This window comes from Allomesorhizobium camelthorni (genome assembly GCF_011045125.1).
GTDB lineage: Bacteria > Pseudomonadota > Alphaproteobacteria > Rhizobiales > Rhizobiaceae > Allomesorhizobium > Allomesorhizobium camelthorni.
The window spans coordinates 1-25,582 of sequence record NZ_JAAKZF010000029.1 but is presented as its reverse complement, the minus strand read 5'-3'; the positions used below and the strand labels follow the sequence as shown (position 1 = coordinate 25,582).

Below are 25,582 nucleotides of genomic sequence, written 5' to 3'. Positions count from 1 at the left end.
GGAAAGCCTCCAGAATTGCCGGCGCAGCTTAACTGCGCGCCCAGGCGATTGCGGTTTCAAGGATATTAGTCAAAGTCGCGCGCATCGGCGCGGCGAAGTCCGGATCGTAAGGCGTCGGCCAATTGTCCGGCGAACCCTTGCCCTCGGGCTCGTGCATATAGCCGCGATTGGAAAGCTCCATCTGCAAGGCGTGAACGCCCCGCTCGGGCCCGCCGTGATGGCGCGTGATCCAGCCGCCCTTGAAGCGGCCATTGACAACCCAGCTCTGCCCGGTCTCGGCCATGATCGTGGCGACCTTGTCCTGCAACGCCGGGTCAGCGCTTCGGCCGTCATTGGTGCCGAGATTGAAAACCGGCAGCGTCCCCTCGAACAGCAGCGGCAACACCGAGCGGATCGAATGACAATCATAGAGGACAATCTTTGGATGAACCGCCCTCAGCCGCGCGATCTCGGCTTCAAGCGCTGCATGATAGGGCTCGAAGAACTCCTTGCGCCTGCTGTCGATCTCCGCCTGCTTCGGCTCTTCGCCCTCCTGGTAGAGCGGATCGCCGTCAAAGGTCGTAGTCGGGCAGAGTTCCGTCGTCGCCTGCCCCGGATAGAGCGAGGCGCCGGACGGGTCGCGGTTGACGTCAATCACCGTGCGGGAGATCGCGGTGTGCACAACGGTCGCCCCGAGGCTCCCGGCAAAATCGTAGAGCCTGTCGATCCACCAATCGCAGTCGCGCTGCCCGAGCCAGCGCGAAACGAGGCGCGGCTCGATGTCGGCGAGGTCGGTTCCGGTGTGCGGCAGGCTGACTAGCAGCGGCGCATTGCCTCGCTGGATTGTCAGCCACGGCGTCGCGCTCACGACGCCACCTCCGAAACGCCCGGCAGATCGACGCTGTTTGCCGCTGCGATCACCGCGCCGCTGCGCACCAGTTCGATCGCCGCCTCCATGTCGGGATGGAAATGCCGGTCGTGGTCGAGATGCGGCACCTCGGCCCTGACCGTCTTGCGCACAGCCTCCAGTGGCTCGCTGGAAGGCAGCGGCGCATGGAAATCGCAGCCTTGCGCGGCAGCCAGAAGTTCGATGCCGATCACAGCCGTGGCGTTCTCGACCATGCCGATCAGCCGGCGCGCGCCATGCGCGGCCATCGAGACATGATCCTCCTGGTTGGCCGAGGTCGGGATCGAATCGACGCTCGCCGGATAGGCCCTCTGCTTGTTTTCCGAAACGAGCGCGGCAGCCGTCACCTGCGGGATCATGAAGCCGGAATTCAGTCCCGGCTTCGGCGTCAGGAAGGCCGGCATGCCCGAGAGCGCCGGATCGACGAGCATGGCGATGCGGCGCTCGGCCAGTGAACCGATCTCGCAGACGGCAAGTGCGATCATGTCTGCGGCGAACGCTACCGGCTCGGCGTGGAAATTGCCGCCCGAAAGCGCGGTGTCATCCTCGGCGAAGATCAGCGGATTGTCGGTGACGCCGTTTGCCTCTGTCTCCAGCGTGTCGGCCGCCTTGCGCAGCACGTCGAGCGCGGCGCCCATCACCTGCGGCTGGCAGCGCAGGCAATACGGATCCTGCACGCGCTCGTCGCCGACCCGGTGCGATTCGCGGATGGCGCTGCCGGCCATCAGATTGCGCAGCGCGCTTGCCGTCTCGATCTGGCCGCGGTGCTTCCGGAGCAGATGGATGCGCGGATCGAAGGGGGCGTCCGAGCCCTTGGCCGCATCTGTCGACAGCGCGCCGGTGACAAGCGCGGAGCGATAGAGAATCTCAGCCTCGAACAATGCCGCCAGTGCGTAGGCGGTCGAAAACTGCGTGCCGTTGAGCAGCGCCAAGCCTTCCTTGGCGCCGAGCACGACCGGCCCCAGTCCGGCGGCAGCCAGCCCTTCCGCGGCGGGCACCCGGCCGTCCGGCGTAAACACCTCGCCGACGCCGATCATCGTCGCGGTCATGTGGGCCAGCGGGGCGAGATCGCCCGAAGCGCCGACCGAGCCCTGCGCCGGCACCACCGGCACCACGTCCCTGGCCAGCATCGTTTCCAGCAGTTCCACCGTTGCCGGCCGCACGCCCGATGCGCCCTGCGCCAGACTGGCAAGCTTTAGCGCCATCATCAGGCGCACGACCGAAACCGGCATCGGCTCGCCGACGCCCGCCGAGTGGCTGAGCACGATGTTGCGCTGGAGCGTTTCGAGATCGGCCGCCTCGATGCGCACACTGGCGAGCTTTCCGAAACCGGTGTTGATGCCGTAGACCGGCTCGCCCTTCGCGACGATCCTCGCGACCGCATCGGCGCTCGCTCTGATCAGCGGCCGGCAGGCGTCGTCAAGCTTCGGCGTCGAACCGCGATAGATGGCGCGCCAGTCGGCGAGCGTGGCCTCACCCGGTTTCAGTACGAGTGTGGTCATCGGCCCCTCCAAATTCGCGCATGAAGCGGGTTGAACCCCATGCGATAGACAAGTTCGGCCGGGCTTTCGATATCCCAGATTGCCAGGTCGGCCCATTTGCCGGGCTCCAGCGACCCCGTTTCGCTAGACATGCCTAGCGCAGCCGCCGCGTGGCGGGTCACGCCCAGCAAACATTCCTCGACCGTCATGCCGAACAGCGTCGCGGCCATGTTCATGGTCAGAAGCAGCGAGGTCAGCGGCGAGGTTCCGGGATTGCAGTCGGTGGCGACGGCCATTTTTACGCCTTGGCGGCGAAACAGGTCGATCGGCGGCTTTTTCGCCTCGCGGATGAAATAGAACGCGCCGGGCAGCATCACCGCGACTATGCCGGCTTTGGCCATGGCGGACGCGCCGGCCTCGTCGGTGTATTCGAGATGGTCTGCCGACAGAGCGCCAAAGCTCGCCGCAAGGGCTGCGCCATGAAGGTTGGAAAGCTGGTCGGCATGGAGTCTTACCGGCAGGCCGAGCGCCTTGGCGGCTTCGAACACGCGGGCCATTTCCTCCGGCGAAAAGGCGATCCCCTCGCAGAACCCGTCGACGGCGTCGGCCAGCCCTTCGGCCGCAATCGCCGGCAGCATCTTTTTCGCCACGAGATCGATGTAGGCCGACTTGTCGCCGTTGGCTTCCGGCGGCAGGGCATGCGCACCGAGGAAGGTCGTACGGACCGTGACCGCCCGTTCGTCGCCCATCCGGCGCGCTGCACGCAGCGATTTCTTCTCGTTTTCCAGATCGAGGCCGTAGCCGGATTTGATCTCGACCGTGGTAACGCCTTCGGCGATCAGCGCATCGAGGCGCGGCATCGTTTCGCGCACCAGATCGTCCTCGCTCGCCGCGCGCAGCGCCTTGACCGAGGAGACGATACCGCCGCCGGCGCGCGCGACCTCTTCATAGGTCGCGCCGGCCAGCCGCATTTCGAACTCGTTGGCGCGGTTGCCTGCGTGGACGAGATGGGTGTGGCAATCGATCAGGCCGGGCGTGATCCAGCGGACGCCGCAGTCGATGATCTCGGCATCACGCATCAATGCTGTGGGAAGTTGCGCTGCCGGTCCGGCAAAGACGATCCGCCCTTCTCTGGCAACGACCGCGCCGTCATCGACGACGCCCAGGCCGGACAGCGATTGCGACATGGTCGCAAGCCGTGCGTTGCGCCAGATGCACGTCCGCTTCGACGATTCCTCCCCTGCGCCAGCCATCACTTTCCCGTTTCCATTGCGCTTCAATATGTATATACATATCAGGAAATGATGCAAGTGGGCTTCGGCTCAGTATCAAAGATTCGAGAGAGGTGGCATGACGACGATCTTTGCCGAACAGGCCCTGCTCCCGGCCGGCTGGCAGGACAATACCCGCATCGTCACCGACGGCGGGCGGATCGTTTCGGTCGAGCAGGCAACCTCGCCCGCCCCCGGCGACGAGCATCATGCGATCCTGCTGCCGGGCATGCCGAACCTACACAGCCATGCCTTCCAGCGCGGAATGGCCGGGCTAGCCGAAACGCGTGGGCCTTCCCCCGACAGCTTCTGGTCATGGCGCGAGGTGATGTACCGCTTCGCGCTGAGCATCACGCCCGAGCAGGCCGAGGCGGTCGCGGCCCAGCTTTATGTCGAGATGCTGGAAGCCGGATTTTCGCGCGTCGGCGAGTTTCATTATCTGCACCATGATCTCGATGGCCGGCCCTACGCCAACATCGCTGAGATGGCGGAGCGCATCGCCGCCGCAGCGCGGGCAACCGGCATTGGCCTGACGCTGCTGCCGGTCTTTTATGCCCATTCGGGTTTCGGCGGCGCAGGGCCCACCGACGGCCAGCGGCGATTCGTCAATGATCTCGACGGGTTCGCTGCTCTTCTTGAAGGTTGCCGCACCGCGACGAAGGACATGCCCGGCGCAGTTGTCGGCGTTGCGCCGCACAGCCTGCGCGCCGTCACGCCGCAAGAACTCGCGGCCGTCGCCGCCATGATGCCGGATGGGCCGATCCACATCCACATCGCCGAGCAGATGCGCGAGGTCGAGGACTGCATCGCCTGGTCAGGCGCGCGGCCCGTCGAATGGCTGCTCGCCAATACGGAAGTCGACCGGCGCTGGTGCCTCATCCACGCCACCCACATGCTCGACATCGAGACCGTCGCAATCGCGAGAATCGGGGCGATTGCCGGCCTCTGCCCGATCACTGAGGCCAATCTCGGCGACGGCACCTTCTCCGCGGCCCTGTTCGTCGAGCATGGCGGGCGTTTTGGGGTCGGCTCGGATTCCAACGTGCTGATCGGTGTTGTGGATGAATTGCGCCAGCTCGAATATTCGCAACGGATTTTTCATCACCAGCGCAATGTGTTAGCCGCACCGGGCCAATCCAACGGCCGAAATTTGTTCACAATGGCGGTCGCGGGCGGCAATCAGGCTCTTGGACGTGCGGAATCCGGGATAGCTCCCGGCGCACCGGCCGATTTCGTCTCGCTCGACGCGACGCACCCCACCCTCGCCGGCAAATCCGGCGACGCGATCCTCGATGCCTGGATTTTCGCCAATGGGGCGGCGGTCGATTGCGTCTGGGTTCACGGTGAAAGAGTGGTCACGCAGGGGCGGCATTTTGCACGCGATGCCATCGCCGAGAAATTCAAGGCGGCGATGATCGAACTGCTCGCCGGCTGACGGTCAAAGATGGAAAAGCAAATGGATGTGACCGACGCAATCAGGGCCGACGCCGAACCGGCATCGCTTCACCAGCGCATCCTCGCCGACATCAGCGACCGCATCATGTCGGGCGAATGGGCGCCCGGCCACCGCATCCCGTTCGAGCATGAGCTTTCGGCGGAATATGGCTGCTCGCGCATGACGGTGAACAAGGCGCTATCGCAACTTGCCAAGGCCGGGCTGATCGAGCGCCGCCGCCGTTCCGGCAGCTTCGTGCGCCGGCCGCAGTCGCAGGCGGCGATTCTCGAAATCCACGACATCAAGACGGAAGTGGCCGCGCTCGGGCTGCCCTATCGCTACGAGCTGACGTCGCGCCACAAGCGCAAGAGCACTCCGGACGATCGCGAGCGGCTCGGCCTGAAGAATTCAGACGCCGTGCTGGAGCTGACCTGCCGCCATTTTGCCGGCGTGCAGCCGTTCTGCCTCGAGAACCGGCTGATCAATCTCGCCGCCGTACCGGAAGCGGCGGACGAACGCTTCGAGGAAAGCGCGCCCGGGCCGTGGCTGATAGGCCGCATCCCGTGGAGCGCGGCCGAACACCGGATCACCGCTGCCAGCGCGGAGGCGCAAACCGCCGCCGCGCTGAACATTGCCAAGGGATCGCCTTGCCTGGTGGTGGAGCGGCGCACCTGGAGCGCCGACCATCCAGTGACCCATGTGCGGTTCACCTATGCCGCCGGCAGCCATGCTCTGGTGGCGCGGTTCACGCCTTCGCAGAGCTGATGGCGCGATCGCGGGCCTAAAGCGCCGCCGTGATGATGATCTCGACCTTGTATTCCGGAGCGGCGAGCTTGGCTTCGCCGGTGGCGCGGGCGGGCGTGTGGCCCTGCGGCGCCCAGCCGTCCCACACCCCGTTCATTTCGGCGAAGGTGCTCATGTCGGCCAGCCAGATGATCGCCTGAAGGATCTTGGTCTTGTCCGAACCGGCCTTGGCCAGCAATTCGTCGATCGTGGCGAGGATTTCCTTGGTCTGGGTAGCGACGTTGCCGCCCGGCGTGCCGACCTGCCCGGCCAGATAGATCGTGTTGTTGTGGATGACGATGTCGCTCATGCGCGGGCCGACATCGATACGGCGAATGGTCATGTATCTATTCCCTTCCTGAAAATTTCTTCGGGCAGCCCTAGCGGAAACGGTCCGGCGACAGGGCTGGCGCCAGCGCCTCCATTTCGGCGGGCAGGCCTGCGCGCCTTATCATCTGTCCGGCCAGCCATGACAAGGCGGGAGCGGTCTGAATCCCGTAGCCGCCCTGCCCCGCAAGCCAGAAAAAGCCGTCCGCCGTCCTGTCGAAGCCGGCGACCGGCGTCCGGTCCGGCGCAAAGGTGCGTAATCCGGCCCAGCTCCGCTCAACATGGGTCACCGGAAAAACCATCGCCTGCTCGAATCGGTGCAGGCCTTCGGCCAGCACCATGTCGTCGACGAAGGCGTCATGCGGCTCGACCGGGTCCTCGTCGGCCGGCGAGACCAGCAGGCGCGCTCCGTCCGGCTTCATGTACCAGGTGTCCGCGGCGTCGCCGACCAGCGGCCAGTGGCGCGTGTCGTAAGCCGCCGGCGCGGGCAGCACGGCTATGGAGCGGCGCGTCGGCGTCACGCCGATCGGCGCGACGCCGCATTTCTTCGCGACGTCGTCGGCCCATGCGCCGGCCGCGTTGACGATGGTCTTCGCGATGATCCGCGCATTCGACGTCTCGATGGACCAGACGCCGCCGGCATATTCAGCGCGCTCCAGCGCGCAGTCGGTCAGAACCTTGGCGCCCGCCATCTTGGCGGCTTTCAGCCAGCCCTGATGAAGTGCGGCGACATCGATATCGCGCGCATCCTCTTCATAGGAGGCGGCGAGAATGCGCTCGGCCCGCAGCGCCGGCACCAGCGCCAGCGCCTCGGCGACGCTGATTTCGCGCAGCCCCTCGCTCCCGGCCAGAAGCTCGGCGTGGTGGCTCATTCCTTCGGCATCGGCGATGTTCAGCATGCCGCGCGGCGAAAGCAGCGGGTTCGGGAATAGGTCTTTGTCCGCATCTTCGAACAGCGGCGCGCTCGCGCGGCTGAGCGCCCGGATCGTCTGGTTGCCATAGTTCTGGATGAAGATCGCGGCCGAGCGTCCGGTGGTATGATGTCCGGGCCGGCTTTCCTGCTCGATCAGGACGACCTTGAAATTCTGCGCCAGCGCCGCCGCCACGCCGGCTCCGGCAATGCCCGCGCCGACAATTGCAATGTCGGCCCTGATCTCGTCCTGCATGCGCTCCGCCTCCCTTGCTCGCGACCTTTTCCACATTACACCGGAAATTGGAATGGAGCAGGAGCGCAGCGTCGCCTGCCCCAGCACTCTCCGCGCGGATTTTCGGCCGCGGAATTTCACATGGCAGCGTTGACTAATGTAATAACATCACATATCCAGCCCTTGCCGCCAGCAACACGGATGCAGCCGCAAGACCATGACCGACGCCAGCCTGACCTTTCGCGACCTGACGCTTGGCTACAACAGCCACCCCGCCGTTCATCATCTGAACGGCGCGGTCAAGACGGGTTCGCTGACCGCCGTGGTCGGGGCGAACGGCTCCGGCAAATCGACGCTGATGAAGGGCATCGTCGGCGTGCTGAAACCCATGGCCGGGATCTGCCTCAACGCCAAGGGCGCGCGCATCGCCTACCTGCCACAGCAATCCGAACTCGACCGCTCCTTTCCGGCGCGGGTGGTCGATCTGGTCTCGCTGGGGCTCTGGCCGCGGCGCGGCCTGCTCGGCCGCTTCACCAGAGACGATCGCGAGCAGGTATCGAAGGCGCTGATGGCCGTCGGCCTGGGCGGCTTCGAGAAGCGGCCGATTGACACGCTGTCGGGCGGCCAGTTGCAGCGCGCTCTTTTTGCCCGTGTCCTGCTCCAGGATGCCGAGATCATCCTGCTCGACGAGCCTTTCAACGCGGTGGACGCCAAGACGGTCGGCGACCTGATTGACCTGATCAAGCGCTGGCACGGCGAGAAGCGCACCGTCATGGTGGTCATCCACGACCTCGACCTGGTGCGCCGGCATTTTCCCGAAACGCTGCTTTTGGCGCGGCAACCGGTCGCCTGGGGCGAAACGATCGAGGCGCTCAAGCCGGAAAACCTTTTGCGCGCGCGCCGCTTCGACGAAGCCTGGCATGACGATGCGCCGTGGTGCGAGCCCGCCGGAGACGACCATGACCATTCGCATGGTCACGATCACGGGCACGATCATTCGCATCGCGATTCCGGTCCGCGGGCGGCCTGAGCAGCATCATGTACGATTTCCTGATCGCCCCCTTTGTAGAATTCGGCTTCATGCAGCGCGCGCTGATGGGTTCGCTGATGCTGTCGATAGGCGCGTGCCCGGTCGGCGTGTTCCTGATGCTGCGGCGCATGAGCCTGACCGGCGACGCCATGGCCCACGCCATCCTGCCGGGTGCAGCGGCCGGCTTCCTGCTCTACGGCCTGCAGATCGTGCCGATGACCATCGGCGGCCTGATAGCGGGCGCCATCGTGGCGCTGGGGGCCGGAGCGGTGTCGCGCTTCACCGTGCAGAAGGAAGACGCCTCGATGGCCGCCTTCTACCTCATTTCGCTGGCGGCCGGCGTGCTCATCGTGTCGCTGCGCGGATCGAGCGTCGACCTGATGCATGTGCTTTTCGGCACCGTGCTTGCGCTGAATAACGACGCGCTGACGCTGATCGCGATGATCACCGGCACCACGCTGCTGACGCTCGCGATCTTCTGGCGGGCGCTGGTCGCCGAATGCCTCGACCCGCTGTTCCTGCGTTCGGTGAGCCGCTTCGGCACGCCCGTGCACTTCATCTTTCTCGGCCTCGTCGTGCTCAACCTCGTCGGCGGCTTCCAGGCGCTCGGCACGCTGCTCTCGGTCGGACTGATGATGCTGCCCGCCGCCGCCGCGCGCTTCTGGACGACCCGCGTCGAGCCGATGTGCGCGCTGGCGATACTGATCGGCTTCGCATCCTGCGTCGCCGGCCTGCTCCTGTCCTATCACGCCGCGCTTCCTTCCGGACCCGCCATCATCCTGTCGGCCGGCGTCGTCTATCTCTGCTCCATCGTTTTCGGCACGCGCGGGGTCTTCAACACCCGCACCCGCCACCACCGTCATCGTACCGCCTGAAGGAGATCCCAACCATGCTCAGCAAATTTCGACTTGCCCTGCTGGCGACCGTTATAACATTAAGCCCCGCCGCCCTCGCCACCGCCTCCGCCGAACCGCTGAAAGTCATCGCCAGCTTCTCGATCATCGGCGATTTCGCCAAAAATGTCGGGGGCGAGCGCGTCGAGGTGACGACGCTGGTCGGCCCGGACGGCGACGCCCATGTCTACGAGCCCAAGCCGGCTGACGCCGTCGCCATGGCCGGCGCCGATGTGGTGCTGGTTAACGGCTTGCATTTCGAAGGCTTTCTCGAACGCCTCGTCGAGACCAGCGGCGCAAAGGCGCAGATCGTCGAGCTGACCAAAGGCATCGAGCCGCTGAAGATGCAGGAAGAGCACGAGGCGGAAGGCGAAGCGCACGAGGCGGAAGGCGAGGCGCATGATGCAGCCGCCGAGGAGGAAGAGGAGGAAGAAGGCCACCACCATGGCGATACCGATCCGCACGCTTTCCAGTCCATCGCCAATGCGAAAATCTACGTGAAGAACATCGCCGACGCATTCTGCGCCGCCGATGCCGAGGGCTGCGACGCCTACAAGGCCAATGCCGAGGCCTATACGCAAAAGCTCGCGGCGGCGGAGGACGAGGTGAAGGCCGCTGTCGCTTCCATTCCCGAAGACAAGCGCGTCATCATCACCTCGCATGACGCCTTCGGCTATTTCGAGCACGAATACGGCCTGACCTTCCTGGCCCCGGAAGGCGTCTCGACCGAAGCGGAGGCTTCGGCCGCCGATGTCGCCGCGCTGATCAGGCAGGTGCGCGAGGACAAGGCCTCGGCGATCTTCGTCGAAAGCATCACCAATGCGCGGCTGGCCGAACAGATTGCAACAGAAACCGGCCTGAAGATCGGCGGCACGCTCTATTCCGACGCGCTCTCGGCCGCCGACGGCCCGGCGCCCACCTATATCGACCTGATGCGCAACAACATCGCCACCATCAAGGGCGCGATCCTCGGCAGCTAACCAGAGCATCACGACCGATCTAGGCGGGCTCACCCCGCCTTTTTCGGCTCTCAGTTTGTTATGTTATTACATAAAGGAAAGAACATCATGACTCGTCGTCTGACAGCATTCTCCTGCGCGGCGCTCGCGTTCGGCTTCACGGTCCTGCCGGCGCTTGCGGAGGAAAAATCCGCATGGCGGCTGTTCGTGTCGGACCACGCAGCGCCGGTCGTCCGCGCCATCGACGCCGAAACCGGCAAGGTGCTGGCCAATTTCGCGACCAATGGGCCGGCGACGCTGCATCGCAGCGAAAGCGGCAGGACCGTATTTGCGGTCCAGGGCAAGTCGGACATGATTTCGGTGATCTCGAGCGGCCTCTCCATGGGCGACCATGGCGATCACGGCGACCTGAAGATCGAAGCGCCGAGCCTGCTGGAGGCGGCGTTTCCCGGCGCGAAGCCTTCGCACTTCGTCGATCATCATGGCGACATAGCCCTGTTCTTCGATGGCGAGGGGGTGGCGCGCACGATAGCCGAGAAGGAAGTGCTCGCCGGCTCGAAAACCGCACGCGAGGTCAAAACCGCCGCGCCGCATCACGGCGTCGCCGTCGCCTTCGGCAGCCATGTCCTGGTGAGCGAGCCGAACAGCGAAAAGCCGGATGAACTGCCGGTCGGCATCAGGGTGGTCGACGCTACCGGCGCACCGGTCGGAGACGTGCATTCGTGCCCGGACCTTCACGGCGAAGCGTCGTCCGGCAACATACTGGCGATCGCCTGCGCCGAAGGGCTGCTGCTGGTCAAGGCCGGCGACGACACGCCCTCGATCGAGCTGCTGCCCTATGGCGAAGGCCTGCCCGAAGGCAAGTCGACCACGCTGGTCGGCGGCAGGGGCCTGCAATATTTCCTCGGCAATTACGGGCCCAGCGCCGTGGTAGTAATCGACCCGACGGCGAAAGACGCCTTCCGCCTGATCGAGCTGCCGGCGCGCCGAGTGCATTTCGCGGTCGATCCGGCGCGGCCGAAATTCGCCTATGTCTTCACCGAAGACGGCAGGCTGCACCGCATCGATGTTCTGGCCGGCCAGATCGTCGGCACGCTGGCGCTGACCGAGCCCTACAGCATGGACGGCCACTGGAGTGACCCGCGGCCGCGCATAGCCGTCGCGGGCGATTCGATCATCGTCAGCGATCCGCTGAAAGGCCTGCTGCATGTGGTCGATGCCGGGAGCTTTACCGAAACAGGCAATATCCCGGTTGAGGGCAAGCCCTTCAACGTGGTGGCGATCGGCGGATCCGGCGAAACGCACTGACCGGCGATATAACGGCTTGGCGGAGCCGGGCCGGTTGACCCGGCCCGGCTTCTTCACGATACACGCTCTGCGGAGGCTGGACCGGATCGTCCCGGCCGCCCGGCTCCAGCGCCAGCAAACAGGAGCGTGTCGATGACCGAGACCGTGACCATCACCCGCGATGGCGAAATCGCCATCGTCACCATCGACAACCCGCCGGTGAACGCGATGAGCTTTCGCGTCCGCGAGCCGCTTCGGAAGGTGCTGGAAACGCTTGCCGGGGATTCTTCGGTCGCGGCCATTGTACTCACTTGCGCCGGCCGCACCTTTGTTGCCGGGGCCGACATCGCCGAATTCGGCAGGCCGGCGCAGCGTCCGGACCTGCGCGATGTCATCGCGATGCTTGAGGCGATCCGGAAGCCCACGGTCGCGGCCATCCACGGCACCGCGCTCGGCGGCGGGCTCGAACTGGCGCTCGGTTGCCACTTCCGCATCGCCGACAAGGGCGCGAAGCTCGGGCTGCCGGAAGTGAAGCTCGGCCTGCTGCCGGGCGCCGGCGGCACCGTCCGCCTGCCCCGTCTGGTCGGCCCGGCGAAGGCGTTGAAAATGATCGTCTCCGGCGCGCCGGTTCCGGCCGATGTGGCGCTGGCGAGCGCACTGGTCGACGCGACCTCCGAATCCAACCTCTTCGCCAATGCGGTCGCCTTCGCCCGCGACAAGGCCGCGAGCGGCGTCGCTTCCGTGCCGGTGCGCGATCGTGGGGCACAGATAGTCGGCGCTGATCTCGCGGCATTCGACGCCGAGGCGGCCGAACTCGCCAAGAAGGCGCGCGGGCTCGAAGCGCCGCTGGCCTGCGCGCAATCGGTGCGCAACGCGATCACCCTGCCCTTCGACGAGGCGCTGGCCGCCGAGCGTGAGCTGTTCACAAAGCTGGTTTCGGGCGACCAGTCGCGCGCCCAGCGCCATCTGTTCTTCGCCGAACGCGAGGCCACGAAAGTGCCCCGCGTCGGCAAGGAAGTCTCGCCGCTCGAAATCCGCCGCGCCGGCATCATCGGCGCCGGCACGATGGGCGGCGGCATCGCAATGGCCTTCGTCAATGGCGGCATCCCGGTGACCCTGCTTGAAATGAACCGCGAAGCGCTCGACCGCGGCCTGGCGATGATCGAGAAGAACTATGCGATTTCGGTGTCGCGCGGCTCGCTGAGCGAAGACGCCAAGGCCGGGCGCATGGCGCTGTTTGCGCCGACCACCGACTATGCCGACCTCGCCGAGTGCGATCTCATTGTCGAGGCCGTGTTCGAGGATATGGCGGTGAAGAGAGAGGTATTCAGCAAGCTCGACGCCATCGCCAAGCCGACGGCGATCCTTGCCACCAACACGTCCTATCTCGACGTCAACGAGATCGCGGCGTCGACCAGCCGGCCGCAGGATGTGCTCGGGCTGCATTTCTTCTCCCCGGCCAACGTCATGAAGCTGCTGGAAATCGTGCGCGGCAGCCGGACCGCGCCGGATGTGCTGGCCACAGTGCTTGGCGTCGCGAAACGGATCGGCAAGGTTCCGGTCGTCGTCGGCGTCTGCCACGGCTTCGTCGGTAACCGCATGCTCTCGGCCCGTTCGGACGATGCGGAAAACCTTCTGCTCGAAGGCGCGTCGCCGGGTGAGGTCGACAAGGTGTTCACCGGTTTCGGCTGGCCGATGGGGCCGTTCCAGATGTACGATATGGCCGGCCTCGACATCGGCTGGCGCAACCGCAAGGCGCGCGGCCAGACTGCGGTGATTGCCGACCGGCTCTGCGAACAGGGCCGTTTCGGCCAGAAGACCGGCAAGGGTTTTTATCGCTACGAAAACGGCTCCCGCACCCCGGTTCCCGATCCGGAGGTGGCGCAACTGATCGAGGACAGTGCGCGCGAAAGAGGCATCGAGCGCCGTACGATTTTGGCCGGGGAGATCATCGAGCGCACGCTTTATCCAATGGTCAATGAGGGCGCAAAGATCCTCGAGGAAGGCATTGCCGCGCGCGCGTCCGACATCGATATCATCTGGACCAATGGCTACGGGTTCCCGGTCGGCAAGGGCGGGCCGATGTTCTGGGCCGACCTCGAAGGGCTGCCGAAGATCATCGAACGGCTGGAATACCGGCATGGCCTGAGCGGCAAGGACGTGTTCCGGCCGTCCGCGCTGTTGAAGCGGCTTGCCGCGGAGGGCCGCCCGCTCAGCACCTTCGTCGGCAACGGCTGAGACGACAGCGCGGTTGCGGCGGGGGGTTCGAGGTGGCATGACAGTCGCGAGAGAGCGGCGCGGGCGCTATGCTTGCCGCAACGATTTGGATCATGAGGCATCACCATGGAATACAGACAGATTTCCGACGACTACGCCGTGTCCGGACAGATCGCGGTGGAAGACGTCGCCACGATCAAGGCCAAGGGCTTCAAGAGCATCATCAGCAACCGTCCGGACAACGAGCAGCCGGGCCAGCCCTCGACGGCCGAGATCAGGCAGGCGGCCGAAGCGGCCGGCCTGTCGTTCCGCCACGTCCCGATCGTCAGCGGCATGCCGATGACCGGCGACGATGTCACCGCGATGGCGAATGCGCTGGACGAACTCGAAGGTCCGGTCTTCGCCTATTGCCGTTCCGGCACGCGCTCGACCAACCTGTTCATGGCGGTGCAGCAGTCGAAAGGCTGAGACGTTGTCATAAAGGCAGCGCCGAGGTCTCCTTCAGCGTCTCCAGCACGATCGCGGTTTTCACGTGCTGCACGGAATCGTGCGGCAGGAGCACGCCGTTGACGAAATCCGACAGCGACTTGAGATCAGGCGTGACGACCTTCAGGATGTAATCCATCTCGCCGGTCAGGGCGTGCGCCTCCTGGACTTCGGGCAGGCGCGACAGGAGTTCGGCGAAGTTTCGGGCATTGTCGCGATTGTGGGTCGCCAGCGTCACCGAGATCACGTTGACCAGCGAAAATCCCAGCCGGTCGCGGTCGAGCACCGCGCGGTAGCCGCGGATAAAACCCTCCTCCTCCAGCCGCTGCCTCCGCCGCGAGCATTGCGACGGTGACAGATTCACGCGCTCGGAAAGGTCGTTGTTGGTCAGCCTGCCGTCCGCCTGCAGCAGAGACAGTATCTTGCGGTCAAATTGATCAATGCGCTCGTCATCGGTCATTTTTAGGTCCGTCATGCACGTTTCACGCATCATTGCAGCATCCGAAGCGTTTGAATGCAAGCACTGTGCGGGCGGTTTGGGGTATTCTGAAGAAAGTTGAATGTGCGTCCTTCGAGGCTCGCTTCGCTCGCACCTCAGGATGAGGACGGCGTATGCCACCTTTCCGGAACGATCTCGCGAGCCTTTGAGTTTTTTCGTGAGATTTCGCAACGCTCCTCATCTTGAGGTGCGAGCGAAGCGAGCCTCGAAGGACACACCAAAGGAGGAAGCCATGGGTCCCTTTCCGCACGATGCCCCGCCCGCCAAGATCAGCAAGGCTAATCCCGCCGGCACCGACGGGTTCGAGTTCGTCGAATTCGCCCATCAGGAGCCGGAAAAGCTCTCCGAACTTTTTTCGCGCATGGGATACGCGCCCGTTGCAAAACACCGGACGAAGAACATCACCATCTGGCGCCAGGGCGACATCAACTATGTGCTGAACGCCGAACCCGGCTCATACGGCATGAAGTTCGTGGAAAAGCATGGCCCTTGCGCGCCCGCCATGGCGTGGCGCGTGGTCGACGCGAAGCATGCCTTCGACCACGCGGTCTCCAAGGGCGCCGAACCCTATCTGGGCGACGACAAGACGCTCGACGTTCCGGCGATTGTCGGCATTGGCGGTTCGCTGCTTTATTTCGTCGACAAGTATGGCGACAAGGGCTCGGCCTATGACGCCGAGTTCGACTGGCTCGGCGAGCGCGACCCGAAGCCTGAAGGCGTCGGCTTCTATTACCTCGACCACCTCACCCACAATGTCTATCGCGGCAAGATGGACAAGTGGTGGGCGTTCTACCGCGAGCTATTCGGCTTCAAGCAGATCCACTTTTTCGACATCGCCGGAAAGCTGACCGGCCTGGTCAGCCGCGCCATCACTTCGCCCTGCGGCAAAATCCGCATCCCGCTCAATGAATCGACCGACGACAAGAGCCAGATCGAGGAATATTTGCGCAAGTACAAGGGCGAAGGCATCCAGCACATCGCGGTCGGCACCGACGGCATCTACGATGCTACGGACAAACTCGCGGCCAACGGGCTGAAATTCATGCCGGGCCCGCCCGACACCTATTACGAGAAGTCGCATGAGCGCGTGCACGGCCATGACGAGCCGATCGAGCGGATGAAGAAGCACGGCATACTGATCGACGGCGAAGGCGTGGTCGATGGCGGCACGACCAAGATCCTGCTGCAGATCTTTTCGAAGACCGTGATCGGACCGATTTTCTTCGAATTCATCCAGCGCAAGGGCGACGAAGGTTTTGGCGAGGGCAATTTCCGCGCCCTGTTCGAGTCGATCGAGGAAGACCAGATCCGCCGCGGCGTGCTGAAACCGGACGCTGCTGCCTAGACGGCAACCGGCTCGGTCTGGATGGTTCAAATGTTGGCTGACAGCGCCTCACACAGGCGCAGCTTCCGCGACATGCTCGGCAGGAGATAGGGAGTTGTAGGCTGCCCGGCGCAATCCAACGCCGGCCGCAACGTCATGCCTTCTTCAGGAATTCGGTGCGGAGCACCAATCCTTTGACTTTTTCGGCGTTGCACTCGATCTCGCCCTCCTTGTCGGTAAGGCGAATATTCTTGATCAGCGTGCCGCGCTTCAGCACGACCGAGGTGCCTTTTACCTTGAGGTCCTTGATCAGCGTCACGGAATCGCCATCGGCGAGCTTTGTGCCGTTGCTGTCCTTCACATCCGTCATGTCAGTCCCCTTCGTCGAATCGATCGGCGCACTGATAAGGGAGGTTCGGTTGCGTGTCGCGGCAATTCGGCGGCTGCCCACCGTAAGAACCGCTGCCGGATGCGGATTCGGTGCCGGTTCGGGGGTCGCCAGGAACAACTTCACCCTTGCCCCGTTGAGCGGTCAAAAGGAGGGTGAGCGCATGACCCGGATTGTCTATGAGATCGTGGAACATGATGGCGGCTGGGCCTACAAGCTCGGCGATGTGTATTCGGAGACCTTCGCCAGCCGCTCGCAAGCCTATGAGGCGGCCAAGGCCGCTGCCGCCGAACAGCAGCTCGCCGGCAGGACGGAAGGCATAATCTACCAGGACGAGGAAGGCGAGTGGCACGAGGAAGTCGTGGACGGCCGGGACCGGCCCGAGACCGACGTTTCCGCCGGAGGCTGACATGGAAAGCGAGCCTGACAAGCGTTTCCAAGAACCCGTCATGATCTCGCTCGATCAGGGCGGGCCGATAGCCGTCGGCAGCACCCGCCAGGCAACCGATCTGCTTCTGACCCAGTGGCCGGCCCTTCGCGGTCCAAGGCACCGCGACGCCGTCGACGCCTGCCTCAAGGTGCAGGACGGGCACCGTTCCACCGTAGATGCGCGCAACGCCTTCATCGAAGCGGCGGAAGAAGCCGGCATCCTGGCCGGCGAATCCGCTCACTAGTGGTCAAAACCTGACGCTTGGTACCCGAAACGGAATACCGCTGCCGCCCCTTTGCGGACGAAAAGGCGGCCCGTCGGTTAACCCCGGTGCAACCAACCAGCGCTAGGACAGGCAGATGCATTGGTGGTGGTTGGGGCTAAGCCTCATTGGTGGCGTTGTCTTGTTCTTGGCCGATTTGTACCGTGCTCAGGCCAAGAAGGGTGAGCCTTGGCTGGGAAAGAACTGGCGGGTCACTCTCGCTTTCTACGTACCCATGGGAGCGGTCAGCGGATGGTTCATGTTCTACTATGGACCACCCGTGCTGTATCGCGGTGTCGTGGCGTTCATCCACCTTTATAACGATCCCAGTGCGCCGCTATTGAAGCTGGTGCCAGGATGGGTCGCGCTCATGGCCGCCTTTGCAGTCATGTATGGTGCTAGTAAGGCTTGGCGTGGTGGCCGAATGGCCCGGAACGCGGGCCTATACCGCAAGAGCTTTTGGAAACTACTACTCGCCTTGTGTCTCTGGGTGGGGTCTGCAACGCTTATTGTCGTAGGCTTCTACGTCACAATCCGCCTGCGATGATCGGGGCCGCTAACCACCCCCTGAACAGGCTTACTGCCCCGGAACCAAGCGTCAGATTTCGACCACTTGCACTGGTCCAGCCTGAGTCTTTTTCACCGCCGCCGCTGTGTATTAGGGTCTTCTCGCCGTGATCCTTCGGCACGCTCAGGACGTGGAGAGGGGGTCGCCAGCATTGCCGCCTGTCCCTTCTCCCCCGTCCCTGAGCCTGTCGAAGGATCACGGCGAGAAGGCACCACCAAGCGCATGACAGGCGCTGCGATCAGAGCCGAAAAAGCTCACATCTAGACCGCCGTTCGGTTCGGCCTGCTGCCTGTCCGGGCCGGACATCAGCGGACCTGGTCGAGCAGCCGCTTGCATTCGAGCAGGTCGAACAGCGCTTCCTGCAGCAGCGCGCGGTTGTCGCGCGAAAGCTTGCCGCTGTCGGGCTGCACCGGTCCGTCCTCCTCGGCCTTGCCAAGGCCGAAAAAGCGGCGGTTCGGCTTGGCCCTGGGTTCGCCGACCAGCATTTCGTCGTCCGCTCCGCGCGGCTGCGCGGCCGGCGTCGGCGGCGCGGCCTCAGCCTGCTTGCGCTGCGCAATCGCCTCCACGGCCGCACGGTCGCCGCTTCCGACCGCGACGATGAACTGGTTGCCGTTCTCGCGCAGCAGTTTCTGCACGCCCTTGATGGTGTAGCCCTGGTCGTAAAGCATGTGGCGGATGCCCTTGATCAGGTCGACATCCTGCGGCCGGTAGTAGCGCCGGCCGCCGCCGCGCTTCATCGGCTTGATCTGGGTGAAGCGCGTTTCCCAGAAGCGCAGCACGTGCTGCGGCAGATCGAGGTCCTCGGCGACCTCGCTGATGGTCCGGAATGCGTCGGGGCTCTTGTCCATGCGCGAATTCCTCCATGGCCGATCCCGAAGGCCTGAGGCGGCCGGGTGGGATCAAGCTCGCCGAACCGGAGTGTTGCGCCCGCAAGTGAGCCACGGCACCGATTCGCACCTCATTTCAGCGGTTTGCCGGCTGGAATTCAAGCCCGGCGCGAGCCTGGCGCGCGATTTATCGATCGAAGCCGAGCTACTCGCCAGCCGATGCGGCCTGCTTGGCGCCCTTGCCCTTGCTGTTCTGGTGAGCGCGCAGGATGCGGTTCTTCAGCACGTTGGAGGCCTTGAAGGTCATGACGCGGCGCGGCAGGATCGGCACTTCTTCGCCGGTTTTGGGATTGCGGCCGATACGCTCGTTTTTGCCGCGCACGTGGAACGTGGCGAAGGAAGAGAGCTTGACGGTTTCACCGCGGACGATGGCTTCGCAGATTTCGTCGAGTACGGATTCCACGAGTTCGGCAGACTCCGTGCGGGAGAGGCCGACCTTGCGATAGACGGCTTCGGCGAGATCGGCGCGCGTCAGTGTCTTTCCCCCCATGCGACCGTCCAACCATCCTCGAAAAACAAAAAAGCCTACAAACGCCAAGACGTTAGAAAATTGGTCCGACAAGGTCAAGGACCGAACCGGTGCGTTCGCCGCAATCATGTTGAATTGATTTGATGATCCGCGCTGCGGCAAGGCTGTTCCGGCTAATGAGGGCAGCCGATCACCAGCGTAGCAGTACGGCGCCCCAGGTGAAGCCGCCGCCCATGGCTTCCAGCAGCACCAGGTCGCCCTTCTTCACGCGCCCGTCGGCCACGGCCACGGCAAGCGCCAGCGGCACCGACGCCGCCGAGGTGTTGCCATGCAGATTGACGGTCACCACCACCTTTTCGTCCGCGATGCCGAGCTTCCTGGCAGACGCATCGATGATGCGCTTGTTTGCCTGATGCGGCACGAACCAGTCGAGATCCTCGGCCGTGATGCCGGCCTGCGAAAAGGTCGCCTCGATCACGTCGGTGATCATGCCGACGGCATGCTTGAACACCTCGCGGCCTTCCATGCGCAGCAGGCCGACCGTGCCGGTGGTGGACGGGCCGCCGTCGACGTAGAGCTTGTCCTTATGGACGCCGTCGGAGCGCAGGCTGGCGGCGAGCACGCCGCGATCGGCGATCGTGCCCTCGCCCTCCTGCGCCTCGAGGATCAGGGCCCCTGCCCCGTCGCCGAACAAAACGCAGGTCGAGCGGTCGGTCCAGTCGAGAATGCGCGAAAACGTTTCCGAGCCGATCACCAGCACGCGCCTGGCGAGGCCGCCGCGAATGTAGAGATCGGCGGTTGCGACCGCATAGACGAAGCCCGAACACACCGCCTGCATGTCGAAGGCGAAGCCGTGATGCATGCCGAGGCGGTTCTGGATCTCCACCGCGGTCGCGGGAAATGTGTTGTTCGGCGTCGAAGTGGCGAGCACGATCAGGTCGATGTCGGCCGGCGTCAGCCCTGCATTGTCGAGCGCGGCGCGCGCAGCCGCCTCGCCCAGCGACGCCGTCGTCTCGTCGTCGGAGGCGATGTGGCGCTGGCGGATGCCGGTGCGCTGGGCGATCCACTCGTCGGACGTTTCCAGCACGCCTTCGAAATCGGTATTCTTCATGATGCGACGCGGCAACGCGGATCCGATGCCACGCACGACTGATCTGATCATCTGGAACTAAATCCTATTCAATAGCATCGCCGGCAGCGGCTGCCGGCCTGAGCGAAGATTTCGGGTGACGCGCATGGAACAGGTCGAGGTCGGCCTCGATCCGGTCGAGCAACCGATTGCGGGTCATATCGTAGGCGAGTTCGATCGCCGCCGCAAAACCTTCATCGTCGGTGCCGCCATGGCTCTTCACGACGATGCCGTTGAGCCCCAGGAACACGCCGCCATTGGCCTTGCGCACATCCATCTTCTCTTTGAGCGTGTTGAACGCGCCCTTGGCGAAGACAGCGCCGATCCTGGCCATCAGCGTCCGGCTCATCGCGGCGCGCAAATAGGTCGAGATCTGCCGCACCGTGCCTTCGGCGGTCTTCAGCGCGATATTGCCGGCAAAACCCTCGGTGACCACCACGTCGACCGTGCCCTTGCCGATGTCGTCGCCTTCGACGAAGCCGTGATAGCCCATCGACATCATGCTGGCCTCGCGCAGCAGGCGGCCCGCTTCCTTGACCTCTTCCTGGCCCTTGACCTCCTCGACGCCGATGTTGAGCAGGCCGACGGTCGGCTTGTCCATTCCATAGAGCGCCCGCGCCATGGCCGTTCCGAGGATGGCGAAATCGATAAGCTGGTGGGCGTCCGCGCCGATCGTGGCGCCAACGTCCAGCACGACGCTTTCGCCGCGCAGCGTCGGCCAGATCGCCGCGATCGCCGGCCGCTCGATGGTGGCCATGGTGCGCAGGCAGAATTTCGACATCGCCATCAGCGCGCCGGTATTGCCGGCCGACACGCAGGCGTCGGCGTCACCCGTCTTGACCGCCTCGATCGACTTCCACATGGACGATTTCCAGCGGCCGTGGCGCAACGCCTTGCTCGGCTTGTCGTCCATGCTTACCGCGACATCGCAGTGGATGAATTCGGTGATGGCGGCGAGCTTGGGGAACCTGTCCAGTTCCGGCCGGACCGCTTCCGAGCGGCCATAGACCAGGAACCGCACGTCGGGGCGGCGCGTCGCCACCATCATCAACGCGGGGATGACTACCGCCGGCCCGTGATCGCCGCCCATGGCATCGATGGAAATCCTGATCACTCGGCAATCATCTCACATTACTCGGCTGCCTTGGTCAGGCAGGGGGAAAATAGCGGTTTTGCGGAGCCGCACAACCGCGATTTCGGAACTTGCCCGGGTGTTTTCAGGATTTATCGATCAGCGAGCGCAGCTTTCGCTGCAATTCGCTCTCGACGGCCGCTTCGCCCGCATCGGATGCCGGGGCCTCCAGCGCCACGCCGCTCTTGCGCGGATAGGGATCGATGGCCAGGCCGAAGAATTCCTCCGCCAGCGCACCGACATCTATGGTGTCGCCGGAAAAGACTTCCGGGCTGTCGGGGCCTTCGGCATCGAGCATGATCTCGCCGCCGCCCTCGAAGCCGAGCCGGCCGAGTTTCGAATCCTCCGGCAGGAACAGCCCCGAGACCTCCTCCTCGATATGGGCGTCGAGCGGTTCGAGCGTCACCACGCAGGCCTGCACGATGTCGGCCAAGACCACGCCTGAAACCTTTACCCCATTGCGCTTCCAGGAACCGACATGCAGTTCCGCGCGGAAATCCTTCACCGAAAGCAGGCTGTGCTCTTCCGCGAGCGCCGCAAGCTGCTTCCCGTTGGCCTCGATCACCACCGGCATGCCCTTTTGCGGCAGCCGCGCGACGTTGACATTGAACGAAACCGGGCTCACCGGCTGTTCATGGTGATGTTTCATCGCAGGCTCCTTTCAACCCGGCTGGGGCGCGGGAAAGCCGATCGCGCCGCCATGGATCGCCGCGGACGGCTGCCGCGCCAGCGCGGCGACGGTCTCGAACATGTAGCCGGCCAGCGCATCGGCTTCCGGCCAGTCACCGGCTTCGGGCCGGACATTGCGCGCCAGGGCGGCGGCGAGTGCGGGCCGGTCGCCGGCGTCGAGCGCGTCGGCATAGGATTTGGTGCGGCCGTAAAACATCCGCGCCAGCTTCTTCATCCGCTTCGGCACGCCGGCATCGCCTATGCCGAGTTCGCGCAGCGAATGATCGAGATCCGTGAAGAAATCGTCGGTCAGCTCCTGGGCGATCTCGCGCGAGACCCCGGTCTCGCCGTGCAGGCGATGCTGGAACAGGAACATGTGCAGCGACAGCATCTCGAAACGGCCGAGCGGCGTGTCGGGTACGTTCCAGTCCGAATAAAACACAGGCTGCCGCGCGGCCGCCACGATTTCACCGTAGAGCGCGTCCGTGATCGCGCGATTGGCGTTGCGGTCGCCGCCAAACAGGCGTTTGAACATTGGCGGTCTCCTTGAGGAACCGTTTCGCCGGCGGGCTGTGTTGCATCGGCGCGCAAGCTGGTTTACCGGTTTTGCGGCTCCGCGCAAGGCGGGCCGCGATACCGAATTTGGGATGGGAGTTGTTGTTGGCCTGCCAGGATTTCAAGACCGCATTTTCGCCGCGCCTGGCCGGGGCGGCATGCCTGCTCGGAACGGCATTGACGCTTTCCGCCTGCAACACCTCAAAAACCTTCGGCGACCTGACCCCGAGCGAGACGCTGACGCAGGGCTATGTCATCGACCAGCAGCAGATCGACCTGGTGCCGGTCGGTTCGAGCCGCGAACAGGTGATCCTGGCGCTGGGCAGCCCGTCGACCACGGCGACCTTCGACAACGAGGTCTTCTACTACATTTCGCAGACCCGCCGCCGCGCCGTCGCCTTCGCCAAGCCCAAGCTCATCGACCAGCGCATCCTGGCGGTCTATTTCGGCGAGGACGGGCGCGTCACCAACATCGCCAATTACGGCCTGCAGGACGGCAAGGTGTTCGACTTCATCTCCCGCACCACGCCGACCGCGGGCAAGGACCAGAACTTCATCGGCCAGCTGCTGGCAGGCGCTGCCGGCATGCCGACCAGCCTTCCCGGCGCGCCCCAGCAATAAGCCGCACGGGACGGATACCTCAAAAAAAGCCCCGCGGGATCGCTCCCGCGGGGCTTTTTCCTTGCAATGAACGCCTGGATCAGCCGTGCGCGAGCACGGCCAGAAGCAGGAGCGCCACGATGTTGGTGATCTTGATGGCCGGGTTGACGGCCGGGCCGGCGGTGTCCTTGTAGGGATCGCCGACCGTGTCGCCGGTCACCGAGGCCTTGTGGGCTTCCGAACCCTTCAGGTGCTTGACGCCGTCCTTGTCGGTAAAACCGTCCTCGAAGGACTTCTTGGCGTTGTCCCAGGCGCCGCCGCCAGAGGTCATCGAGATGGCGACGAACAAGCCGTTGACGATGACGCCGAGCAGCGATGCGCCGAGCGCGGCGAAGGCCGAGGCCTTGGAGCCCGAGATCAGCAGCACGCCGAAATAGACGACCAGCGGCGCCAGCACCGGCAGCAGCGACGGGATGATCATTTCCTTGATCGCCGCCTTGGTCAGAATGTCGACGGCGCGGGCATAGTTGGGCTTCGAGGTTCCCTTCATGATGCCCGGATCCTCGCGGAACTGTTTGCGCACCTCTTCCACGATCGAGCCCGCGGCGCGGCCGACGGCGGTCATCGCGATGCCGCCGAACAGATACGGGATCAGGCCGCCGAAGATCAGGCCGGCGACGACATAGGGGTTGGAGAGGTCGAAGGAGACCGTGCCCATGTCCTTGAAATACGGAAACAGCGTCGAACCGGCCTCATTCGCCTTGGCGGCAAAGTACTGCAGGTCGTAGCTGTAGGCCGCGAACAGCACTAGCGCGCCGAGGCCGGCCGAGCCAATCGCATAACCCTTGGTGACCGCCTTGGTGGTGTTGCCGACCGCGTCGAGCGCGTCGGTCGACTGGCGCACTTCCTTGGGCAGGCCCGCCATCTCGGCAATGCCGCCGGCATTGTCGGTGACCGGGCCGAAGGCGTCGAGCGCCACGATCATGCCGGCAAGGCCGAGCATGGTCGTCACTGCGATCGCCGTGCCGAACAGGCCGGCAAGCTGGAAGGTGGTGATGATGCCGCCGACGATGACGATGGCCGGCAGCGCCGTCGATTCGAGCGAGACCGCGAGGCCCTGGATGACGTTGGTGCCGTGGCCGGTGACGGACGCCTGGGCGATCGAGTTGACCGGGCGCTTGCCGGTGCCGGTGTAGTATTCGGTGATCACCACGATCAGACCGGTCACCGCAAGGCCGATAATGCCGCAGATGAACAGGTTCTGCCCGGTGATGGCGACGCCGCCGCCGGTTCCGATCTCGCCCCAGCCGATGGTCAGCGAGGTGGCCGCGCCGAGGCCGAGGATCGACAGCAGGCCGGTCACGATGAGGCCCTTGTACAGAGCGCCCATGATCGAGCCGTTGGAGCCGAGCTTGACGAAGAAGGTGCCGATGATCGAGGTGACGATGCAGGCGCCGCAGATGGCGAGCGGATAGAGCATGACGCTGCCGAGCATGTCCGTGCCGCCGAAGAAGATCGCGGCGAGCACCATGGTGGCGACGACCGTCACTGCATAGGTTTCGAACAAATCGGCCGCCATGCCGGCGCAGTCGCCGACATTATCGCCGACATTGTCTGCGATGGTGGCCGGGTTGCGCGGGTCGTCTTCGGGAATACCGGCTTCGACCTTGCCGACGAGATCGCCGCCGACATCCGCACCCTTGGTGAAGATGCCGCCGCCGAGACGGGCGAAGATCGAGATCAGCGATGCGCCGAAGCCGAGCGAAACCAGCGAGTCGATGACCGTGCGATCATCGGGCGCAAGACCCATCGGACCGGTCAGGACCAAGTAGTAGACGGACACGCCCAGGAGAGCGAGACCGGCCACCAGCATGCCGGTGATGGCGCCCGATTTGAAGGCGATGTCGAGGCCGGCCGCGAGGCTGTTGGAAGCGGCCTGCGCGGTGCGCACATTGGCGCGGACAGAGACATGCATGCCTATGAAGCCGGCAGAGCCCGACAGAACGGCGCCGATCAGGAAGCCGATCGCAGCACTCGCCGAGAGCAGCCACCAGGCGAGCAGCAGCACGACCACGCCGACGATGGCGATTGTGGTGTATTGCCGCGCCAGATAGGCCTGCGCACCCTCGCGGATGGCGGCCGAGATTTCCTGCATGCGTGCATTTCCCTGGTCGGATGCGAGAACCGACCGTGTCGCCCAGATGGCGTACAGGATGGAAAGCAGGCCGCAGGCGATGACGACGTAAAGCATGGTCATTGCCGAATTCTTCCCTGATTTTCTGGCCCGGAAATTCCCCTCCCCGGGACCGATGCGATGGAGCCTGAATCCGGACAGCATGGCTGACAGAATTCGGGCTTTCGCTGCGGTGTATGCGAAACGGGCTCGGGCGCGTCAAGATACCGCTATGCTTTTGCCCTGTTTTCGCCACGGATGCGGCGGGGCTAGACGGTTGTTGAAGATCTCGGGGTG

The 25,582-nt window shown here is 64.4% G+C and carries 27 protein-coding genes; 13 read left to right on the top strand and 14 right to left on the bottom strand.

All coding sequences use genetic code 11. The annotated features are described in order from the left end of the window. Positions 1-28 precede the first annotated feature (28 nt). The 3 genes from hutG to hutI are packed head-to-tail and all read right to left on the bottom strand — an operon-like array spanning position 29 to position 3,620. The gene (hutG, locus tag G6N73_RS19210; RefSeq protein WP_165030479.1) at positions 29-847 is read right to left on the bottom strand and encodes an N-formylglutamate deformylase; all 819 of its coding nucleotides are present in this window, start codon (positions 845-847) and stop codon (positions 29-31) included. Continuing rightward, the gene (hutH, locus tag G6N73_RS19205) at positions 844-2,388 is read right to left on the bottom strand and encodes a histidine ammonia-lyase (RefSeq protein ID WP_165030477.1); all 1,545 of its coding nucleotides are present in this window, start codon (positions 2,386-2,388) and stop codon (positions 844-846) included. The genes hutG and hutH overlap by 4 nt, the downstream gene beginning before the upstream one ends. Continuing rightward, a complete protein-coding gene (gene hutI, locus G6N73_RS19200; RefSeq protein ID WP_165030475.1) occupies positions 2,385-3,620 on the bottom strand; it encodes an imidazolonepropionase in 1,236 nt (411 codons plus the stop codon). The genes hutH and hutI overlap by 4 nt, the downstream gene beginning before the upstream one ends. Positions 3,621-3,717: 97 nt before the next feature. Here hutI and G6N73_RS19195 point away from each other — a divergent pair, with 97 nt between their 5' ends. After that, a complete protein-coding gene (locus G6N73_RS19195) occupies positions 3,718-5,073 on the top strand; it encodes a formimidoylglutamate deiminase (protein WP_165030473.1) in 1,356 nt (451 codons plus the stop codon). Between the two features lie 21 nt (positions 5,074-5,094). After that, entirely contained in the window at positions 5,095-5,838 is a 744-nt protein-coding gene (hutC, locus tag G6N73_RS19190) for a histidine utilization transcriptional repressor HutC (protein ID WP_165030471.1), read from the top strand. 16 nt (positions 5,839-5,854) lie between these two features. On the opposite strand, the gene G6N73_RS19185 is transcribed toward hutC, so the two are convergent. Together G6N73_RS19185 and G6N73_RS19180 are read right to left on the bottom strand one after the other, a co-directional pair. Then, positions 5,855-6,199 (bottom strand): RidA family protein, encoded by a 345-nt coding sequence (locus tag G6N73_RS19185; protein ID WP_165030469.1) that lies wholly within the window; start codon positions 6,197-6,199, stop codon positions 5,855-5,857. Between the two features lie 37 nt (positions 6,200-6,236). After that, entirely contained in the window at positions 6,237-7,349 is a 1,113-nt protein-coding gene (locus G6N73_RS19180) for an NAD(P)/FAD-dependent oxidoreductase (protein ID WP_165030467.1), read from the bottom strand. Positions 7,350-7,545: 196 nt separating this feature from the next. Between G6N73_RS19180 and aztA the strand changes: the two genes are divergently transcribed. From aztA to G6N73_RS19150, 6 genes are all read left to right on the top strand, one after another. After that, positions 7,546-8,358, top strand: a complete 813-nt coding sequence (gene aztA / locus G6N73_RS19175; protein WP_165030465.1) for a zinc ABC transporter ATP-binding protein AztA — start codon at positions 7,546-7,548, stop codon at positions 8,356-8,358. Positions 8,359-8,366: 8 nt separating this feature from the next. Continuing rightward, on the top strand, positions 8,367-9,233 hold the full coding sequence (gene aztB / locus G6N73_RS19170) for a zinc ABC transporter permease AztB (RefSeq protein WP_165030463.1): 867 nt from the start codon (positions 8,367-8,369) through the stop codon (positions 9,231-9,233). 14 nt (positions 9,234-9,247) lie between these two features. After that, positions 9,248-10,231 (top strand): zinc ABC transporter substrate-binding protein AztC, encoded by a 984-nt coding sequence (gene aztC, locus G6N73_RS19165; RefSeq protein WP_165030461.1) that lies wholly within the window; start codon positions 9,248-9,250, stop codon positions 10,229-10,231. A gap of 87 nt (positions 10,232-10,318) precedes the next feature. Next, a complete protein-coding gene (gene aztD, locus G6N73_RS19160; RefSeq protein WP_165030459.1) occupies positions 10,319-11,518 on the top strand; it encodes a zinc metallochaperone AztD in 1,200 nt (399 codons plus the stop codon). 132 nt (positions 11,519-11,650) lie between these two features. Continuing rightward, positions 11,651-13,735: a 3-hydroxyacyl-CoA dehydrogenase NAD-binding domain-containing protein gene (locus G6N73_RS19155; RefSeq protein ID WP_165030457.1), complete on the top strand. Its 2,085-nt coding sequence runs from the start codon at positions 11,651-11,653 to the stop codon at positions 13,733-13,735. A gap of 105 nt (positions 13,736-13,840) precedes the next feature. Beyond that, positions 13,841-14,182, top strand: coding sequence for a protein tyrosine phosphatase family protein (locus G6N73_RS19150; protein ID WP_165030455.1), 342 nt, complete (start codon positions 13,841-13,843; stop codon positions 14,180-14,182). A gap of 7 nt (positions 14,183-14,189) precedes the next feature. Here the strand turns inward: G6N73_RS19150 and G6N73_RS19145 are convergent, their stop codons facing one another. Beyond that, positions 14,190-14,675 (bottom strand): Lrp/AsnC family transcriptional regulator, encoded by a 486-nt coding sequence (locus G6N73_RS19145; RefSeq protein WP_206078954.1) that lies wholly within the window; start codon positions 14,673-14,675, stop codon positions 14,190-14,192. A 256-nt stretch (positions 14,676-14,931) separates the two neighbouring features. On the opposite strand from G6N73_RS19145, the gene hppD reads away from it, so the two are divergent. Next, positions 14,932-16,044 carry a 4-hydroxyphenylpyruvate dioxygenase gene (gene hppD / locus G6N73_RS19140; RefSeq protein ID WP_165030453.1) on the top strand — a complete coding sequence of 371 codons (1,113 nt, stop codon included), beginning with the start codon at positions 14,932-14,934 and terminating at the stop codon, positions 16,042-16,044. A 133-nt stretch (positions 16,045-16,177) separates the two neighbouring features. Here hppD and G6N73_RS19135 read toward each other — a convergent pair whose 3' ends face one another. Further along, complete coding sequence (locus G6N73_RS19135; RefSeq protein WP_008836697.1) at positions 16,178-16,393, bottom strand: alkylphosphonate utilization protein; 216 nt, start codon at positions 16,391-16,393, stop codon at positions 16,178-16,180. 181 nt (positions 16,394-16,574) lie between these two features. Here G6N73_RS19135 and G6N73_RS19130 point away from each other — a divergent pair, with 181 nt between their 5' ends. From G6N73_RS19130 to G6N73_RS19120, 3 genes are all read left to right on the top strand, one after another. Beyond that, a complete protein-coding gene (locus G6N73_RS19130; protein WP_165030451.1) occupies positions 16,575-16,820 on the top strand; it encodes a DUF2188 domain-containing protein in 246 nt (81 codons plus the stop codon). 1 nt (position 16,821) lies between these two features. Continuing rightward, on the top strand, positions 16,822-17,085 hold the full coding sequence (locus tag G6N73_RS19125) for a DUF982 domain-containing protein (protein WP_165030449.1): 264 nt from the start codon (positions 16,822-16,824) through the stop codon (positions 17,083-17,085). A 115-nt stretch (positions 17,086-17,200) separates the two neighbouring features. Beyond that, a complete protein-coding gene (locus tag G6N73_RS19120; RefSeq protein ID WP_165030447.1) occupies positions 17,201-17,650 on the top strand; it encodes a hypothetical protein in 450 nt (149 codons plus the stop codon). 326 nt (positions 17,651-17,976) lie between these two features. Here the strand turns inward: G6N73_RS19120 and G6N73_RS19115 are convergent, their stop codons facing one another. The 6 genes from G6N73_RS19115 to G6N73_RS19090 all read right to left on the bottom strand — a co-directional run bounded on the left by G6N73_RS19115 (position 17,977) and on the right by G6N73_RS19090 (position 22,492). After that, on the bottom strand, positions 17,977-18,519 hold the full coding sequence (locus tag G6N73_RS19115; protein ID WP_165030445.1) for a MerR family transcriptional regulator: 543 nt from the start codon (positions 18,517-18,519) through the stop codon (positions 17,977-17,979). Positions 18,520-18,703: 184 nt separating this feature from the next. Then, entirely contained in the window at positions 18,704-19,048 is a 345-nt protein-coding gene (locus tag G6N73_RS19110; RefSeq protein ID WP_165030546.1) for an integration host factor subunit alpha, read from the bottom strand. A gap of 169 nt (positions 19,049-19,217) precedes the next feature. After that, positions 19,218-20,189, bottom strand: a complete 972-nt coding sequence (locus tag G6N73_RS19105) for a beta-ketoacyl-ACP synthase III (RefSeq protein ID WP_165030443.1) — start codon at positions 20,187-20,189, stop codon at positions 19,218-19,220. A gap of 13 nt (positions 20,190-20,202) precedes the next feature. Continuing rightward, positions 20,203-21,270, bottom strand: a complete 1,068-nt coding sequence (gene plsX / locus G6N73_RS19100; RefSeq protein ID WP_165030441.1) for a phosphate acyltransferase PlsX — start codon at positions 21,268-21,270, stop codon at positions 20,203-20,205. 103 nt (positions 21,271-21,373) lie between these two features. After that, entirely contained in the window at positions 21,374-21,937 is a 564-nt protein-coding gene (locus tag G6N73_RS19095; RefSeq protein ID WP_165030439.1) for a YceD family protein, read from the bottom strand. 12 nt (positions 21,938-21,949) lie between these two features. Beyond that, on the bottom strand, positions 21,950-22,492 hold the full coding sequence (locus tag G6N73_RS19090; protein WP_165030437.1) for a ubiquinol-cytochrome C chaperone family protein: 543 nt from the start codon (positions 22,490-22,492) through the stop codon (positions 21,950-21,952). Between the two features lie 125 nt (positions 22,493-22,617). Here G6N73_RS19090 and G6N73_RS19085 point away from each other — a divergent pair, with 125 nt between their 5' ends. Then, a complete protein-coding gene (locus G6N73_RS19085) occupies positions 22,618-23,133 on the top strand; it encodes an outer membrane protein assembly factor BamE (RefSeq protein WP_165030435.1) in 516 nt (171 codons plus the stop codon). 79 nt (positions 23,134-23,212) lie between these two features. Here G6N73_RS19085 and G6N73_RS19080 read toward each other — a convergent pair whose 3' ends face one another. Continuing rightward, positions 23,213-25,369 carry a sodium-translocating pyrophosphatase gene (locus G6N73_RS19080; protein ID WP_165030433.1) on the bottom strand — a complete coding sequence of 719 codons (2,157 nt, stop codon included), beginning with the start codon at positions 25,367-25,369 and terminating at the stop codon, positions 23,213-23,215. Positions 25,370-25,582: the final 213 nt, after the last annotated feature.

Coding starts and splice junctions, on each gene's coding strand:
- hutH (WP_165030477.1), bottom strand. CDS start 2,388: ATGACCACACTCGTACTGAAACCGGGTGAGGCCACGCTCGCCGACTGG.
- hutI (WP_165030475.1), bottom strand. CDS start 3,620: ATGGCTGGCGCAGGGGAGGAATCGTCGAAGCGGACGTGCATCTGGCGC.
- G6N73_RS19195 (WP_165030473.1), top strand. CDS start 3,718: ATGACGACGATCTTTGCCGAACAGGCCCTGCTCCCGGCCGGCTGGCAG.
- hutC (WP_165030471.1), top strand. CDS start 5,095: ATGGATGTGACCGACGCAATCAGGGCCGACGCCGAACCGGCATCGCTT.
- G6N73_RS19185 (WP_165030469.1), bottom strand. CDS start 6,199: ATGACCATTCGCCGTATCGATGTCGGCCCGCGCATGAGCGACATCGTC.
- G6N73_RS19180 (WP_165030467.1), bottom strand. CDS start 7,349: ATGCAGGACGAGATCAGGGCCGACATTGCAATTGTCGGCGCGGGCATT.
- aztA (WP_165030465.1), top strand. CDS start 7,546: ATGACCGACGCCAGCCTGACCTTTCGCGACCTGACGCTTGGCTACAAC.
- aztB (WP_165030463.1), top strand. CDS start 8,367: ATGTACGATTTCCTGATCGCCCCCTTTGTAGAATTCGGCTTCATGCAG.
- aztC (WP_165030461.1), top strand. CDS start 9,248: ATGCTCAGCAAATTTCGACTTGCCCTGCTGGCGACCGTTATAACATTA.
- aztD (WP_165030459.1), top strand. CDS start 10,319: ATGACTCGTCGTCTGACAGCATTCTCCTGCGCGGCGCTCGCGTTCGGC.
- G6N73_RS19155 (WP_165030457.1), top strand. CDS start 11,651: ATGACCGAGACCGTGACCATCACCCGCGATGGCGAAATCGCCATCGTC.
- G6N73_RS19150 (WP_165030455.1), top strand. CDS start 13,841: ATGGAATACAGACAGATTTCCGACGACTACGCCGTGTCCGGACAGATC.
- G6N73_RS19145 (WP_206078954.1), bottom strand. CDS start 14,675: ATGACGGACCTAAAAATGACCGATGACGAGCGCATTGATCAATTTGAC.
- hppD (WP_165030453.1), top strand. CDS start 14,932: ATGGGTCCCTTTCCGCACGATGCCCCGCCCGCCAAGATCAGCAAGGCT.
- G6N73_RS19135 (WP_008836697.1), bottom strand. CDS start 16,393: ATGACGGATGTGAAGGACAGCAACGGCACAAAGCTCGCCGATGGCGAT.
- G6N73_RS19130 (WP_165030451.1), top strand. CDS start 16,575: ATGACCCGGATTGTCTATGAGATCGTGGAACATGATGGCGGCTGGGCC.
- G6N73_RS19125 (WP_165030449.1), top strand. CDS start 16,822: ATGGAAAGCGAGCCTGACAAGCGTTTCCAAGAACCCGTCATGATCTCG.
- G6N73_RS19120 (WP_165030447.1), top strand. CDS start 17,201: ATGCATTGGTGGTGGTTGGGGCTAAGCCTCATTGGTGGCGTTGTCTTG.
- G6N73_RS19115 (WP_165030445.1), bottom strand. CDS start 18,519: ATGGACAAGAGCCCCGACGCATTCCGGACCATCAGCGAGGTCGCCGAG.
- G6N73_RS19110 (WP_165030546.1), bottom strand. CDS start 19,048: ATGGGGGGAAAGACACTGACGCGCGCCGATCTCGCCGAAGCCGTCTAT.
- G6N73_RS19105 (WP_165030443.1), bottom strand. CDS start 20,189: ATGATCAGATCAGTCGTGCGTGGCATCGGATCCGCGTTGCCGCGTCGC.
- G6N73_RS19095 (WP_165030439.1), bottom strand. CDS start 21,937: ATGAAACATCACCATGAACAGCCGGTGAGCCCGGTTTCGTTCAATGTC.
- G6N73_RS19090 (WP_165030437.1), bottom strand. CDS start 22,492: ATGTTCAAACGCCTGTTTGGCGGCGACCGCAACGCCAATCGCGCGATC.
- G6N73_RS19080 (WP_165030433.1), bottom strand. CDS start 25,369: ATGACCATGCTTTACGTCGTCATCGCCTGCGGCCTGCTTTCCATCCTG.